Below are 14,403 nucleotides of genomic sequence, written 5' to 3'. Positions count from 1 at the left end.
CACCGCCGGTGCGACGAGACACCGCGGCGGACGTGGCGTCTCGTCACCCGCCCCGGTGTCTCGGCGGCCGGGGATCAGAGCGGGATGTTGCCGTGCTTCTTCGCGGGGAGGTTCGCGCGCTTGGTGCGCAGCGCCCGCAGCGCCTTGACGACGGACACGCGGGTCGCCGACGGCTCGATCACGCCGTCGAGCTCGCCGCGCTCGGCTGCGAGGAAGGGGCTCGCGACGTTGTAGGTGTACTCCTTCGCGAGGCGGGTCCTGACGGCCACGACGTCCTCGCCGGCCTCCTCCGCCTTGCGGATCTCGGCGCGGTAGAGGATATTCACCGCCCCCTGGCCGCCCATCACGGCGATCTCAGCGGTCGGCCACGCCAGGTTGATGTCGGCACCGAGCTGCTTGGAACCCATCACGATGTAGGCGCCGCCGTAGGCCTTACGGAGGATGACCGTGACCAGCGGCACGGTCGCCTCGGCGTAGGCGTAGAGCAGCTTCGCCCCGCGGCGGATGACGCCCGTCCACTCCTGATCGGTGCCGGGCAGGTAGCCCGGCACGTCGACCAGGGTGAGGATCGGCAGCGAGAAGGCATCGCAGAACCGGACGAAGCGGGACGCTTTCTCTCCGGCCTCGATGTTCAACGTGCCGGCCATAGCGCTCGGCTGGTTGGCGATGATCCCGACCGAGCGGCCCTCGACGCGGCCGAAGCCGATCACGATGTTCGGCGCGAACAGCGGCTGCACCTCGAGGAAATCGCCCTCGTCGACGATGTGCTCGATCACGGCGCACATATCGTACGGCTGGTTCGGGCTGTCCGGGATCACCGTGTCCAGGAAGCGGTCGGCGTCGGTGGTCTCGAGGTCGACCTCGGCCTCGAAGGCAGGGACCGGCGAGAGGTTATTGTCGGGGAGGAAGGAGAGCAGCGTCCGCGCGTAGTCGAGCGCGTCGTTCTCATCGCTGGCGAGGTAGTGCGAGACGCCCGAGATCTTGTTGTGCGTCAGCGCGCCGCCCAGCTCCTCCATGCCCACGTCCTCGCCGGTGACGGTCTTGATCACGTCGGGGCCCGTGACGAACATCTGACTGGTCTTATCGACCATGATCACGAAGTCGGTGAGGGCGGGGGAGTAGACCGCACCGCCCGCGGCCGGACCGCAGATGATCGAGATCTGGGGGATCACTCCGCTCGCCGCCGTGTTGCGGCGGAAGATCTCTCCGTACTTGCCCAGGGCGACCACGCCCTCCTGGATGCGCGCTCCACCGGAGTCGAGGATGCCGATGATCGGCACGCCCGTCTTCAGGGCGAGGTCCATCACCTTGATGATCTTCTCGCCGGCCACCTCACCGAGCGAGCCGCCGAAGATCGTGAAGTCCTGCGAGTAGACGGCAACCTGGCGACCGTGGATGGTGCCGGTTCCGGTGACGACGGCGTCGCCGTAGGGGCGCTTCTTTTCCATGCCGAACGCATGCGTGCGATGGCGGACGAACTCGTCGAGTTCGACGAACGAGCCGGGGTCCAGGAGCGTGTCGATCCGCTCGCGCGCGGTCATCTTGCCCTTGGAGTGCTGCTTCTCGATCGCCGCCTCGCCGCTGGCCGTGACGGCCTCGTGATAGCGGTTCTTGAGGTCCGCGATCTTCCCCGCGGTTGTAGACAAATCGGGCGCGGGAAGTTCGGTGTTCGCGGTCACCCGCTCACCCTACCGGCGGTGCGGACGGCGCCTCTTGTCGCACGGATACAGGGAGCACCGGTCCGGGCGGGAGGATCCGGACAAGAAATAGGCGGAGGAAGAGGCGGGTGGCCGGCCTCAGGCGGGCAACGGCGACGTGCCGCTCGGAGCGGCTTCGCGGGAGCCGCCGCTACCGTGGCCGGATGCAGCTCCCGCTCTCCGCAGCCGCCTCCCCCCACGTCCTCGTGCTCGAGTCGGCGGGGTCGACGAATGACGAGCTCCGCGAACGGGCCGGTGCCGAGCCCGACGCGTGGCCGCACCTCTCGGTGATTGCGACCGACGACCAGCGGGCGGGCCGCGGTCGGCTGGGGCGCGTCTGGCAGGCACCCGCCGGCCGGACACTCGCGGCCTCGACCCTGGTCGACGCTTCTGCGCTCGGTGCCGCCGCCACCGGTTGGCTGCCGCTCGTGGCGGGTGCTGCCCTGGCTCGCACGCTCACGCCCCTGGTCGACGGGGAGGTCGCGGTGAAATGGCCTAACGACGTCCTGATCGACGGAAGGAAGGCGGCCGGGATCCTCGCCGAGCGGCTGCCCGATGGCCGGGTCGTCGTCGGCACGGGGGTGAACCTCCTGCTGAGCGAGGAGGAGCTACCGGTGCCGACCGCCACCTCCCTCGCCCTCGCCGGAGCGCCGGGGACGAGCGCCGACGCCGTGCTCGCCGCGTTCCTCACCGAGTTCTCCGCCCTGCTGGGTCCGCTGCTCGCCCGGGGCGACGTCGAGTCCTCCGGCGCGGCCGCCGCGGTGCGCGCTTCCTGCGGCACGCTCGGGACCCGTGTGCGGCTGGAGCTGCCCGACGGCACGCAGGAGGAGGGGATCGCCGAAGCACTCGGCTCCGACGGCTCGCTCGTGCTCGAGCGGGCCGGCTCCCGTCGCTCCTTCCTCGCGGGCGACGTCACGCACCTGCGCTCCTGATGGCCCGCTCCGATCCCGGCGACCGCGAACTGGCGCGGCTGACCCCGCGCGCCCGGCGCGCCGTCGCGCCGGTCATCGGGTTCCTCCTGCTCACCTGGGCGGGCTTCTACTTCGCGGCGCAGTTCGAACTCGCACTGCAGCGCTGGATCATCGCGCTCGGGACCGCCGTGCTGGTGCTGCTGCTGTGTGTGCCGGGAGTCGCGGGCTGGGCGAGTGTGCGGTACCGCGTCACCGCGACCGGCCTTCGCGCGCGCCGGGGGGTGGCCACGGTCCGCCGCGCCGAGGTCGTCTTCGACCGGCGAATGGACGTCTCGGTTACGCGCTCCCTGGGTCAGCGCCTGGCCCGCTGCGGCGACGTCCGGATCCGGCAGGCCGGTGTCGAGGTCTTCGTGCTGCGCGATCTGCCCGACCCGGAGCTGACGGCGGACCTGCTCCGGGAGGCCATCGCCGCGGCCCCGACCCTCGAACCGGAGTGGCCACCACCGGCGTGAGGCGGCGGGCCCTCGCTAGCATGGAGCCGCCCCGCGCCAGCGGGCGGAGACGGAGGTGCGTCATGCGCGTCGGCGTGATCGGGGGCGGCCAGCTCGCCCGAATGATGATCCCCGCGGCGGTGGAGCTCGGCATCGAGATCGCCGTGCTCGCCGAGAACGAGGGGGCCTCGGCGTCTCTCGCCGCGACCCGGGTCGGCGACTACCGCGACGAGGCCACGGTCCTCGCCTTCGCCGAGACCGTCGATGTGGTCACCTTCGACCATGAGCACGTTCCCCAGCCGATCCTCCGCGAGCTCGTCGCCCGCGGCGTCGCCGTGCACCCCGACCCCGATGCGCTGCTCTACGCGCAGGACAAGCTGCTGATGCGGCGCCGTCTGAGTGCTCTGGGTGTCCCGGTTCCGGAGTGGGCAGAGGTGTCCTCCGCCGACGAGCTGGCCGAGTTCCTGGCCGGGCACGGCGGCAGCGCGGTGGTGAAGACCGCGCGCGGCGGCTACGACGGCAAGGGCGTTCGCGTGGTGCGCGGTGCCCACGAGGCGGACGACTGGTTCGCCGCCCTCGCCGAGGACGGCCGCGGCGGGTCCCTCCTGGTCGAGGAGCTGGTCGACTTCCGCCGCGAGCTCGCGCAGCTCATCGCCCGGCGACCCTCCGGCGAGAGCATCCTCTGGCCCGTCGTGGAGTCGGTGCAGCGCGACGGCGTTTGCGCCGAGGTGATCGCCCCGGCTCCGGCCTCGGCCGGACGCCTCGCGGGAGCGGCCGCCGAGATCGCCCAGACCATCGCCGACAGCCTCGGCGTGACCGGCGTCCTGGCCGTCGAGCTGTTCGAGACGACGGATGAGCGGATCCTCGTCAACGAGCTCGCGATGCGCCCGCACAACAGCGGACACTGGACGATGGACGGCTCCACCACCTCCCAGTTCGAGCAGCACCTGCGCGCCGTCCTCGATCTCCCGCTTGGAGCGACGGGCTGCCGCGACCGGTGGACGGTGATGGTGAACGTGCTCGGCGGGCCGGTGGGGGAGTCGCTGACCGACCGCTACCCGCGAGTGCTGGCCGATCACCCCGCCGTGAAGGTGCACAACTATGGCAAGCAGCCGCGCCCGGGGCGCAAGGTCGGGCATGTGAACGCCACCGGAGACGAACTCGACCTCGTGGTCTACGAGGCGCGCGCGGCGGCGGCGGTTCTCACGGACTGACCCGTACGATGGTCGCCGTGACGAGCCAGCCGACCTCCCCGATCCCTGCCGGAGTCCTCTCGTGAGCGCGGACGCGCTCGTGAACGGATCCGCGTCCCTCGTCGGCGTCGTGATGGGGTCGGATTCGGACTGGTCGGTCATGCAGGCGGCGTCCGCGGTCCTGCGTGAATTCCGTGTGGCGCACGAGGTGCGGGTCGTCTCGGCGCACCGCACCCCGGAGGCGATGATCGCGTACGGCCGTGAGGCGCGTGACCGGGGCTTGAAGGTCGTCATCGCGGGTGCCGGCGGTGCCGCGCACCTGCCGGGCATGCTCGCTGCCGTGACCCCGCTCCCGGTCATCGGTGTGCCTGTGCCGCTCGCTCGCCTCGACGGGCTCGACTCCCTCCTCTCGATCGTGCAGATGCCCGCCGGGGTCCCGGTTGCCACCGTCTCCATTGGCGGAGCCCGCAACGCCGGACTGCTCGCCGTGAAGATCCTGGCGACGGCGGACGATGCTCTCGCAACGGCGCTCGAGGCGTTCGCAGCCGACCTCCAGGAGCAGGTCGCCGCGAAGAACGACGCCCTGGTGGCGAGCCTGTGACGGCCGTCGTCCTGCCGCTGCGGCACCCGGACGTCGCTTCCCGCGCGTTCATGACGCGGCGGGCGTGGTGGCTGCTGATCGTCAACGTCCTGGTGCCCGGGTCCGCACAGGTCCTGGCGGGCAACCGCCGACTCGGGCGGCTGGGGCTCGGCTTCACGCTCGGACTCTGGGTCGCCCTGCTCGTGGCCGTGGTCCTCTACTTCGTGTTTCCCACGGGCCTGTACACGCTCGCCACCTTCGACGTCTCGATGCTCGCGCTCCAGGCCGCTCTCGTCGTGTACGGCGTCGTCTGGGCCGTGTTGACCCTGGACACCCTCCGCCTGATCCGCGTCGTCCGCGTGCGCCCCCGGATGCGCGGGGTGCTCGCCGTCGCGACGATCGCGTTGCTGGCGGTATCGGTGGGCACCACCGCCTACGGCACCTACCTGGTCGGCGTCACGCGCGGAACGCTCTCGTCGATCTTCGGCGGCGGCGCGATCGAGCAGCCCATCGACGGCCGCTACAACATCATGCTGCTGGGCGGCGACGCGGGGGAGGACCGCGATGGTTTGCGTCCGGACAGCATCTCGGTGGTGAGTATCGACGCGTCGACCGGCAAGGCAGCGATCATCGGAGTGTCGCGCGAGTTTCGCAACCTCCCCATTCCCTCTGACAGTCCGATGCACGCTCGCTACCCCGACGGCTACAACTGGGGCGCGTGCGATGTCGACCCGTGCAAGCTGAATTCGATCTACACCGAAATGGAGCTGAAGCATCCGGACTACTACCCCGATGCCGTCGCTCACGGCAGCGAACCCGGCATCGAGGCGACGCGCGACGCCGTCGAGGGCATCCTCGACCTCAAGATCCAGTACTACGCGCTCATCGACATGGAGGGCTTCGCCCAGCTGATCGACGCGCTCGGTGGCATCGACATCGACTACGTGGCCGACGATCCGTTGCCGCTGGGTGGCCTGCCCGATGAGGACGGCGTGATGCAGGGAGTGAACCAGTGGATTCAGCCAGGCCACTGGCACTTCAACGGTGAGCAGGCGCTTGCCTATGCACGCTCGCGGTATACGACGAGCGATTACGACCGGATGGCGCGTCAGAGGCAGGTGCAGGAGGCGCTTCTCGCCCAGTTCGATCCGGGCAACGTGCTCGCGAAGTTCCAGGACGTCGCGGCCGCCGGCTCGCAGGTGATCAAGACGGATGTGCCGCAGGGGATGCTCGGCTACTTCGTGCAGCTGGGGCTGAAGACGAAGTCGCAGCCGGTGGATCCGATCGAGCTCGTGCCGCCGGCCGTGAACCCGGAGAAGCCGGACTACGACGTCGTGCACTCTCTCGTGAAGGCGGGGCTCTCGGGGGGCTCCACGCAGTAGAGGCGCCCCGCGAGCACCGTGGTGACGGTTGCGCTGCGATGCGACCGGAACCCGGGACCGTGCCGACCCGGCGTCGGAGGGTGCCACGTCATCGCCGTGGGGACATTCCCGGCTAACGTGAGTGAATCTCCAGTGGGTTCTTGTTCTCGGGGCCCATCCCTAATGGGAGGTTCTCATGCTGCGATTCGATCAGGCACAGGCCGCCGCGCTCGTCCGAACAGTTCTCGCCGCACGAGGTGTCGTCCAGTGCCACCAGATCGCGTTCCACGACGCGGCCGGAACGGCGCTGGTCGACTTCGCCGGCCCGTACGCCGGCGTCTTCCGCGAGAACGTCCTCCTCCACATCGACGACTCCGGCCAGCTCTCCCGTGCTCTGGGCCTGCTCGCGGACGACGTGGAGGCCGCGTGCTGGCAGGCGCACCAGGAACTCGAGCGGCTCGAGGAGCTGGCGGCGTGGCAGGCGCGGGAGGCCGCGCGGGAGGACCAGCGACGCCACAACGCTGCGATGGGCGTGGTGAGCGTGGACGAGGCAGTCCTGGACCGGATGCCCTCCACCTCGCCGTTCGCCGTGCCGGAGGTGTCGGCGGTCTTCCTCCCGCTCCCGCATCGACGCGACAGCGGAGGGGGCTCGTCGGGGTCGAGCTCCGCCGATCCGGACCGTCTGCGGGTGTTCGTCTCCCGCGCACGTTCCACGGCCACTGACCTCGAGGCGGCGCTCTTCCGCTTGCGCTCGGACTGGGCGGGCTTCGTCGACCGGTGCGGTTGGGTGCGGACGGGGGCACCCGAATTCCTCACCGGGTTCGCCCTGTTCATCGAGGAGTGCCGCGCCGATGCCACCTGGATCGAGCGGATCGCGAGCGCCTTCGAGGCGGCGGGTGGAGGGACGCTCTCGGTCGGCGCTCTCGACCTCGCATCGACGACGAAGGCGGATCTCAGCGAGCGGCGCCTGCTCCAGTTGCTGGCGTCTGTCCCCGCCGGCGAGCTCAGCACGATGGTCGCGGGGTCACCCGAGCTCGCAGCGCGCATTGCGGGCCTGCGCCCCGAGCTGGTGGCGGACTGGTGGGCGACGCTGGATCCGCAGGACGAGGAGTCGGATCTCTCCGAGCGGCAGGGGCTGCTCCTGGCGACTCTCCCGGCGCTGCTCGGGAATCTCGAGGGGCTGCCCTACGGAGCCCGAGACAAAGCGAACAGGATCGCGCTGCGACGGGGTCTCGAATCGGTCGAGCGCGAGATCGCGACGACGCAGCGGCTGGTGCTGCACACGGCGCTCCTGCCGACCGCCCCCGTGGCGCTGCCGCTGCTGATGGCGCGCCTGGATGAGCTGAAGGAGAGGCAGGCGTGCTTGGTGAACATTGATGAGACGCTCGGCTCCGCAGTCGACGGCACACCGCGTTTCCTCCTCTCGCTCACCAGTGATCAGCCGCCGCTGGCGGCGGTCTCGATCGGCGATCTCGACACGGCGACGAACGCCTCCTTCGTGGTTCCCGGGATAGGGACGACGACGCAGGACATGAGCACGCTGGCCACCGGGGCCCAGGTGGTCCAGGCGCAGCGAGGGAGCGGAAGCGCCGTCGTCGCCTGGATCGGCTACGAGACGCCACCCGTCCCGTTCTCTCCGGCGTCGGACCTCAGCGTCTTCGGTATCGAGGACGCGGTGAAGGGCGGGGCGGCCCTGGCCTCGGCACTGAAGGGCTTCGATGCGGTTCGTCGCGAGTCGCCGCCGGAACTCGGAGTGGTTGCCCACTCCTTCGGCAGCATCGCGGCGTCGATCGCGCTCACCGACCCGGACGTCCAGGCCGACAGCTTCACCGCCCTCGGGTCGGCCGGGCTGCCGAACTGGATCACGAGCGCGAGCCAGCTGCACGCCGACCGGGTGTACGCCGGTCAGGCCACCGACCGGTCGCTCCTGGATCCTGAACCCGGAGACAGGTACTCGTGGGCGGGCAGGTCGCTCAGCCTCTGGCACAGGGTCGACCCCGCGGACCCTGCCTTCGGTGCCAGGGTCTTCGGCGTCGAGACGGGCGGCAACGCAGGACTGCCGGTGACGACCCACGACCTGGTCGTCGGCGAGGCGTCGGCGGACCGGGGGTACCTCGACGCGCAGACGGAGTCGTCCCGCAACGTCTCGCGGGCGCTGGGCGGTGAGGAGGAGAACCTGACTCCGCCGTCACCGCGTCGGCAGTCGGTGCCGCATCCGCGTCCTCAGGACCCGCCGGAGGTACCGGAGCATGACTGAGCCGCGGCGAGCGGGCAGCCGGTGGCGGTTCGTTCCGACGAGTGTCGCGGTGGTGCTGCTGTGTGCCTGTGGTGTTTCAGCGTCGGTGTCGCCGGAGGAGAACCGGCTGGGGGTGGTCGAGTTCGTGAAGGGGTCTACCGCAGTTGTGCCGGGGGACGGCTGGTCGACGATCGAGGGATCGCCGCGGGCCGATCGGTGCGGGCTCGGCTGGGGGAGCAAGGGTGCGCGGTTCGCTTACACCTACTGGGCGCGTCCCGGGGCGGACGTGGACGGGGACGCGCAGCGGGTGGCGGAGTACTGGCGGTCACTCGGGATGTCGGTGCGGGTCACGGACTCGACGTCCTGGCCCACCGTGTACGGAGAGGGCGGCCCGGTGCAGCGCGCGAGCTTCGACACCTCCTCGCCGTGGAACGACCGGTACACGATCGGTGCGGTCTCGTGGTGCCAGCCGGGGGACTGGGCGGAGTTGAACCGCTCCTATCGGCGCCGAGCGCAGGAGGGCGAGGTCCAGCCCGGCGATGAACCGCGGATGAGCGACGAGGACCGGGCCTGGACGCCGCCTCCACTGGAGGAGCCGACCCCCGAGCCGCCGTCCGCTTCGACGACCGCCGCGTCTGAGGTTCCGGCGGAGTAATGGCACTCTCGCTCACCAGCGCGACGTCGCGGCGGCCCGGCCCGGCCGCTCAGAGGTCGGCGTGCAGAGCCCAGACGCGCTCGGCCGAGTCGCGCCAGCTGAAGGCACGGGAGCGGTCGCGGCCGGCCACGGACATCCGCTCGCGCAGCCCGGTGTCGGCGAGCACGCTGCTCATCGCCAGGGCGAGACGCTCGGGGTAGTTCTTCGCGTCGGTGCGCTCGACGGCGACCCCGGCGTCCGCGGCCACCTCCATCAGCGCCGGATCGTCCGAGTGGACCACCGGCACGCCGAAGTGCATCGCCTCGAGCACCGGCAGGCCGAAACCCTCGGCGATGCTGGGATACACGAAAAGTGTCGCGCGGGAGAGGACGACGGCGAGGTCAGCGTCGCTGAGGACGCCGAGCGCGCGCACCCGCGTCTCGTCCAGGCCCTGCTCATCGGCGACGGACGCCACGTCCAGGTCGCCCCAGCCGGTCGGTCCGACCAGGAGCAGCGGGATCGCCGGCGCCGACGCTCCGCCGAACGCCGCGATCAGCGAGAGCAGGCCCTTGCGGGGTTCGAGCGTGCCGACGCTCAGTACGTACTCGCCCGGGAGCTTCAGGGCGGCAGCGCGCTCATCGGCGTCCTCCGGCAGCACCAGACCCGAGCCGACCGCGCCGCCGATCACGCGCAGGCGGTCGCCGAAGTCCATCAGCTGCGAAAGCTGGTGCGCGACCGCGTGGGTGGGCACGACGACGGCGTCCGCGTGCTTGCGAGCGCGCTTGGCCATCGCCCGGTGCCACTTCGCCCCGTGCGGGGTGAGCGTCTCCGGGTGCGTCCAGGGCACGGTGTCGTGGATGGTGACCGCGATCTGCTCGCCCTCGCCGCCGTCGTGGCCGCGCAGCGGGGCGAAGAGGCTCGGAGCGTGCATCATCCCGCCGCCGGCCGGGATCCCGATCCCGTACTGCCAGGCGCGCGAGAGCTCCCGGCGGCCGAGGGGGAGCCGGTGGAAGCGCGCGAGGCCGGGCAGGCGTAGGCGCAACTCCTCCTCCTTCTCGGGCGGATGAGCGGAGAACACTGCCTCGACCTCGCAGTCGCGCGGAGCGGTGGCGATGAGTTCGCGGGTGAGTTCCTCGGTGTAGCGGCCGATGCCGCCGGGCACGCGGGCGAGCATCTGGTCGACGACGACGCGGAGGATGGTGGTCACGGGGTCACCGCCTCGAGGGGAGCGGCGGCCAGGGCGTCCTGCCAGGAGCGCAGCGGAGCGAGCCCTGCCCGGCTCCAGCCGTCATGCCCGAGCACCGAGTAGGCGGGGCGCGGGGCGGGGCGGACGAACGAGCCGCTGTCGGTGGGCCGCAGGCGCTCGGGGTCGAGGCCCGCCTTGGCGAAGACGGCGCGGGCGAAACCGAGCCAGGTCGTCTCGCCGGAGTTGGTGCCGTGGTAGACGCCGGCCGGGGCGTGCGAGTCGACCAGCTCGACCAGTCGCACGGCGAGGTCGGCGGTCCAGGTCGGCTGGCCGTGCTGATCGTCGACGACGGCGAGGGTGTCGCGGCTGCCCGCGAGGCGCACCATTGTCTTGGCGAAATTCTGGCCGTGCTCGCCGTAGAGCCAGGCCGTGCGTACCACGTAGCCGCGCTCCGGGTTCGCCTCGAGCACCAACCGCTCCCCCTCGGCCTTGGTGCGGCCGTAGGCCGAGATCGGGTGGCGCGGATGCTCCTCGGAGTAGGGGCTGGTGGCGGAGCCGTCGAAGACGTAGTCGGTGGAGACCTGCACGAGGGCCGCTCCGGTCTCGGCCGTGGCGAGCGCGAGGTGGTGTGCGCCGACGGCGTTGACCCGGTGCGCCTCCTCCTCGTCGGTCTCCGCGTCGTCGACTCGCGTGTAGGCGGCGCAGTTCACGACCGCGTCGTGGCCCGCCACGGCGGCGCGCACCGCATCGAGGTCGGTAACGTCAAGATCACTGTGTCCGAGGGCTGTACTGGGGCGGGAGCCGAGGACCGCCCGGAGGTCGGTGCCGAGCATGCCGGAGGCGCCCGTGATGAGGAAGGTCACCTCCTCATCATGCCGGAGGGCAACCCCGGCGGGCGGGTGGCACACCGGTTGCCGGGCCGTCGTCGCGTGCGCCCGGGCCGTCGTCGGGAGGAACAGGCCGTCGTTACACTGGCGAACGTGCACATCCGAGAACTCACCGTCCCCGATGCCTACGAAGTGACTCCGCGCCAATTTCCCGACGATCGCGGAGTCTTCTACGAGTTCTACCGCTTCGACCACCTCGCCGAGAAGGTCGGGCATCCGCTCGCGCTGCGCCAGGGCAACACCTCGGTCTCGCGCCGCGGCACGGTGCGGGGGATCCACTTCGCGCAGTTCTCTCCGTCGCAGGCCAAGTACGTCTCGTGCTTCTCGGGGGCGGTGCTCGACTACGTGATCGACGTTCGGGTCGGCTCGCCGACCTTCGGGCGCTGGGAGTCGATCCTGCTCGATGACGTCGACCGCCGCTCCGTCTACATCGCCGAGGGGATCGCGCACGCCTTCGTCGCGCTGACGGAGCATGCCGTCGTCTCCTACCTCGTCACCGCCACCTTCGATCCCGTGCGGGAGAAGGGGATCGACCCGCTCGACGAGCAGATCGGCCTCCGCTTCCCGGCCGAGGCCGGCAAGCTCCTGCTCTCACCGAAGGACACGGATGCGCCGACCCTCGCCGAGGCCGAGGGTCAGGGCCTGCTGCCGACATGGGACGAAGCGCGCGCGTTCTACGCGCAGCTCGACGCCGCCACCTGACCGGGGACGGCGGCCGCTCAGCTCCGGGAGCGCAGGCGCATCAGCGCGACGCGGGCGCCCAGCCCGATGCGGATGGCCGCGCGGATCGGAGCCTGGTACCAGGCTCCGTACTTCTGCGCGAGGTAGAGGGAGGCGCTGCGGTGGTGCACGGCGAGCATCCGGGCCGAGGCCAGGCGCGTCGAGTGCCCGCCGAGGTGTGACACGACGGCATCCGCGAGGTAGACGTTGGTCCAGCCGCGCTGCCCGAGCGAGTCGCCCAGCTGGACGTCCTCGAAGTACATGAAGTACCGCTCGTCGAAGCCGCCAATCTCCTCGAAGGCCGTGCGTCGCACCATGACGCACGCGCCGGAGAGCCAGCCCGCCTTCATCCGGCCGTGCTGGAGCGTTTCGATCGCGCGGGAGCGCCGGTACGTCGCCGACCACGGATTGCCCGGCCAGACGTGAGCGAAGAGCGCGTGGCCGATGCCCGTGTCGAGGGAAGGGAGGGCACGAGCCGAGGGGTAGATCGTGCCGTCGGAGTCGAGGATCCGCGGCCCGATCGAGCCGATCCGCGGGTCCGACGTCGCTGCATCGTAGAGCGTGTCGATCGAGCCCGGGAGGAAGACAGTGTCCGGATTGGTCACGAGGATCCACTCGATCTCGGGCCCCAGGCGGTCGACCGCATAGTTCACGGCCCGGCCGTAGCCGAGGTTCTGCCCGGTCTCGTGGAACTCGACTCCGGGCAGGCGCTCGACCACGCTACGGACGGAGTCGTCCGTGGTCAGGTTGTCGACCACGATGACGCGCACGTCGTGCTCCGTCGCCTCCGGCACCGACTCGAGGCATGCGCGGAGCACCTCACCCGAGAAGTGAGTGACGACGACGATCGCGATGGGCAACCTCGAGCGGGCGATGGGAGCCTCCGGGGAGTACGGCGTCGACGGGAGGGGGCTCCGTCGGAAGAACTCGACGAGGCTAGCACGCGGCTGCGTCGAGCCTCGGCAGGCTGCGTCGAGCCTCAGCGGGCCGAGAAGCCGACCTCGTCGACGATCTCGCCGAGCTCGGCCGCAACGTCGGCGGTGGCGGCTGGCGTGCGGAACACGACGAACTTGTAGAGGCAGAAGTTCCAGACCAGGCCCACGAGCACAGCGACCGCCTTGGCGACGTTGATCGCCAGGAACGCCTTCTCGCCGGGGCTGGGCAGAAAGAGGAGGGAGGTACCGAAGCGAGTGTGGAAGAAGACCTCAAAGCCATAGATGATCAGCGACTGCAGCACCAGGGAGCTGAAGCCGGTCACGAGGAAGAACTGGCCGAAGGTCCGCAGGGTGGGGCGGTCGGGGTGGCGGAAGACGAAGAAGTGGTTGAGGAAATACGAGATCGAGATCCCGACCGTCACCGAGACCACGTTCGCGAGGAGTGTCGGCAGGCCGACCATCAGGGACAGTGCGTTGAGAATCAGGAAGTCTAGCGCCGTATTGAGTGTGCCCGCGACGAGGAACCGCACCTTCTGAGATTCCAACCAACGCGCCACGGACACTCCTCCTGCCGACCACCGCCCGGAGGGACGACTTCGACCGAGAGTACGCGGTCGATCTGTGCGGTGGCCCCCCTCCGGGCGAACTCTTCCTGAGAAAGCACGGTGGTGGCGCGGATGCCCTTCCCATCCGGAGGCGGCGCGCGTCCGGCACTCCCGACTGCCGATGGTGCACGCTGGTACTGTTCCACCGCCTCCGCCCCGGCGTGAGCGTGCCTGACGCCGCTCCGCCACCGCCCGAATCGGATCGCCATGCTCTCCCTCACCATCGTCACTCCTACCTACAACGAAGCGGACAATATCGGCGAGCTGCTGCGCCGGCTGGCCGCTGCCGCCGCAGCCGAGCCCGATGTGCTCGTGCGCTCCGTCATCGTGGACGACTCCTCGCCCGACGGCACGGCCGATCGAGCGCGTGCGCTCGGTGCCGAGCTGTCGACCGGGACGTTCTCGGTCGAGGTGCTCTCGCGCGCGGCGAAGGAGGGGCTCGGCGCCGCCTACCTGTGGGCCTTCGAGCAGGTGCTCGGGCGCGAGGACCCGCCGACGCACATCCTGCAGATGGACGCCGACCTCTCGCACGACCCGGCCTACCTCTCTGATTTCCTTCGCGAGGTCCGCGCCGGTGCCGATCTGGTGGTCGCCTCCCGCTACATCCCCGGCGGAGGCACGCCCGACTGGACGCTGGACCGCAAGATCCTCAGTCGCGGCGGCAACCTCTACTCGCGGGCGCTGCTCGGCTCGCGGCTCACCGACTGGACGGGCGGTTTCAATCTCTTCAGCCGCGAGCTGCTGGAGCGGATCCACTTCGAGACCGTCGATGCGACGGGATACGGCTTCCAGATCGCGCTGAAGCATCGAGCGTCGGTCGCGGCGCGCCGCGTTCGCGAGATCCCGATCGTGTTCCTCGACCGCACGGAGGGGACCTCCAAGATTCCGGGGAACACGATGCTGCGCAGCCTCCTGCTGGTCGTGCGGATCCGCTTCACGCGCGCCTCGTCCCGGTAGCGTTCCCGCT

General features: G+C 70.5%; 14 protein-coding genes. 9 read left to right on the top strand and 5 right to left on the bottom strand.

The features are described 5' to 3' along the window. Window positions 1-74: 74 nt before the first annotated feature. Entirely contained in the window at window positions 75-1,679 is a 1,605-nt protein-coding gene (locus C1O28_RS09320; RefSeq protein ID WP_097165489.1) for an acyl-CoA carboxylase subunit beta, read from the bottom strand. Window positions 1,680-1,861: 182 nt separating this feature from the next. Between C1O28_RS09320 and C1O28_RS09315 the strand changes: the two genes are divergently transcribed. From C1O28_RS09315 to C1O28_RS09285, 7 genes are all read left to right on the top strand, one after another. Continuing rightward, window positions 1,862-2,629, top strand: coding sequence for a biotin--[acetyl-CoA-carboxylase] ligase (locus C1O28_RS09315; RefSeq protein WP_097165490.1), 768 nt, complete (start codon window positions 1,862-1,864; stop codon window positions 2,627-2,629). Beyond that, complete coding sequence (locus tag C1O28_RS09310; protein WP_097165491.1) at window positions 2,629-3,120, top strand: PH domain-containing protein; 492 nt, start codon at window positions 2,629-2,631, stop codon at window positions 3,118-3,120. Before C1O28_RS09315 ends, C1O28_RS09310 begins: the two co-directional genes overlap by 1 nt. A 62-nt stretch (window positions 3,121-3,182) precedes the next feature. Next, window positions 3,183-4,313 (top strand): 5-(carboxyamino)imidazole ribonucleotide synthase, encoded by a 1,131-nt coding sequence (locus C1O28_RS09305; protein WP_097165492.1) that lies wholly within the window; start codon window positions 3,183-3,185, stop codon window positions 4,311-4,313. A gap of 112 nt (window positions 4,314-4,425) precedes the next feature. Then, window positions 4,426-4,893, top strand: coding sequence for a 5-(carboxyamino)imidazole ribonucleotide mutase (gene purE, locus C1O28_RS09300; RefSeq protein ID WP_097165680.1), 468 nt, complete (start codon window positions 4,426-4,428; stop codon window positions 4,891-4,893). Continuing rightward, the gene (locus C1O28_RS09295) at window positions 4,890-6,254 is read left to right on the top strand and encodes an LCP family protein (RefSeq protein WP_243391998.1); all 1,365 of its coding nucleotides are present in this window, start codon (window positions 4,890-4,892) and stop codon (window positions 6,252-6,254) included. The genes purE and C1O28_RS09295 overlap by 4 nt, the downstream gene beginning before the upstream one ends. 175 nt (window positions 6,255-6,429) lie before the next feature. Beyond that, window positions 6,430-8,490: an alpha/beta hydrolase gene (locus C1O28_RS09290; protein ID WP_097165493.1), complete on the top strand. Its 2,061-nt coding sequence runs from the start codon at window positions 6,430-6,432 to the stop codon at window positions 8,488-8,490. Window positions 8,491-8,602: 112 nt separating this feature from the next. Beyond that, complete coding sequence (locus C1O28_RS09285) at window positions 8,603-9,124, top strand: hypothetical protein (protein WP_097165494.1); 522 nt, start codon at window positions 8,603-8,605, stop codon at window positions 9,122-9,124. 49 nt (window positions 9,125-9,173) lie between these two features. On the opposite strand, the gene C1O28_RS09280 is transcribed toward C1O28_RS09285, so the two are convergent. Beyond that, entirely contained in the window at window positions 9,174-10,310 is a 1,137-nt protein-coding gene (locus tag C1O28_RS09280; RefSeq protein ID WP_243391999.1) for a glycosyltransferase family 4 protein, read from the bottom strand. After that, the gene (gene rfbD / locus C1O28_RS09275) at window positions 10,307-11,152 is read right to left on the bottom strand and encodes a dTDP-4-dehydrorhamnose reductase (RefSeq protein WP_097165495.1); all 846 of its coding nucleotides are present in this window, start codon (window positions 11,150-11,152) and stop codon (window positions 10,307-10,309) included. The genes C1O28_RS09280 and rfbD overlap by 4 nt, the downstream gene beginning before the upstream one ends. Window positions 11,153-11,269: 117 nt before the next feature. Here rfbD and C1O28_RS09270 point away from each other — a divergent pair, with 117 nt between their 5' ends. Continuing rightward, entirely contained in the window at window positions 11,270-11,878 is a 609-nt protein-coding gene (locus C1O28_RS09270; protein WP_097165496.1) for a dTDP-4-dehydrorhamnose 3,5-epimerase family protein, read from the top strand. A 17-nt stretch (window positions 11,879-11,895) separates the two neighbouring features. Here the strand turns inward: C1O28_RS09270 and C1O28_RS09265 are convergent, their stop codons facing one another. Both C1O28_RS09265 and C1O28_RS09260 read right to left on the bottom strand, forming a co-directional pair. Then, window positions 11,896-12,756 (bottom strand): glycosyltransferase family 2 protein, encoded by an 861-nt coding sequence (locus C1O28_RS09265; protein WP_202129279.1) that lies wholly within the window; start codon window positions 12,754-12,756, stop codon window positions 11,896-11,898. A gap of 119 nt (window positions 12,757-12,875) precedes the next feature. Further along, on the bottom strand, window positions 12,876-13,388 hold the full coding sequence (locus tag C1O28_RS09260; RefSeq protein ID WP_097165498.1) for a GtrA family protein: 513 nt from the start codon (window positions 13,386-13,388) through the stop codon (window positions 12,876-12,878). 255 nt (window positions 13,389-13,643) lie between these two features. Here C1O28_RS09260 and C1O28_RS09255 point away from each other — a divergent pair, with 255 nt between their 5' ends. Beyond that, window positions 13,644-14,393: a polyprenol monophosphomannose synthase gene (locus tag C1O28_RS09255; protein ID WP_097165499.1), complete on the top strand. Its 750-nt coding sequence runs from the start codon at window positions 13,644-13,646 to the stop codon at window positions 14,391-14,393. The last annotated feature ends 10 nt before the right edge of the window (window positions 14,394-14,403 follow it).

This window comes from Rathayibacter rathayi (assembly GCF_004011095.1).
Classification (GTDB): domain Bacteria; phylum Actinomycetota; class Actinomycetes; order Actinomycetales; family Microbacteriaceae; genus Rathayibacter; species Rathayibacter rathayi.
This window is presented reverse-complemented; position numbering and strand designations above follow the sequence as displayed.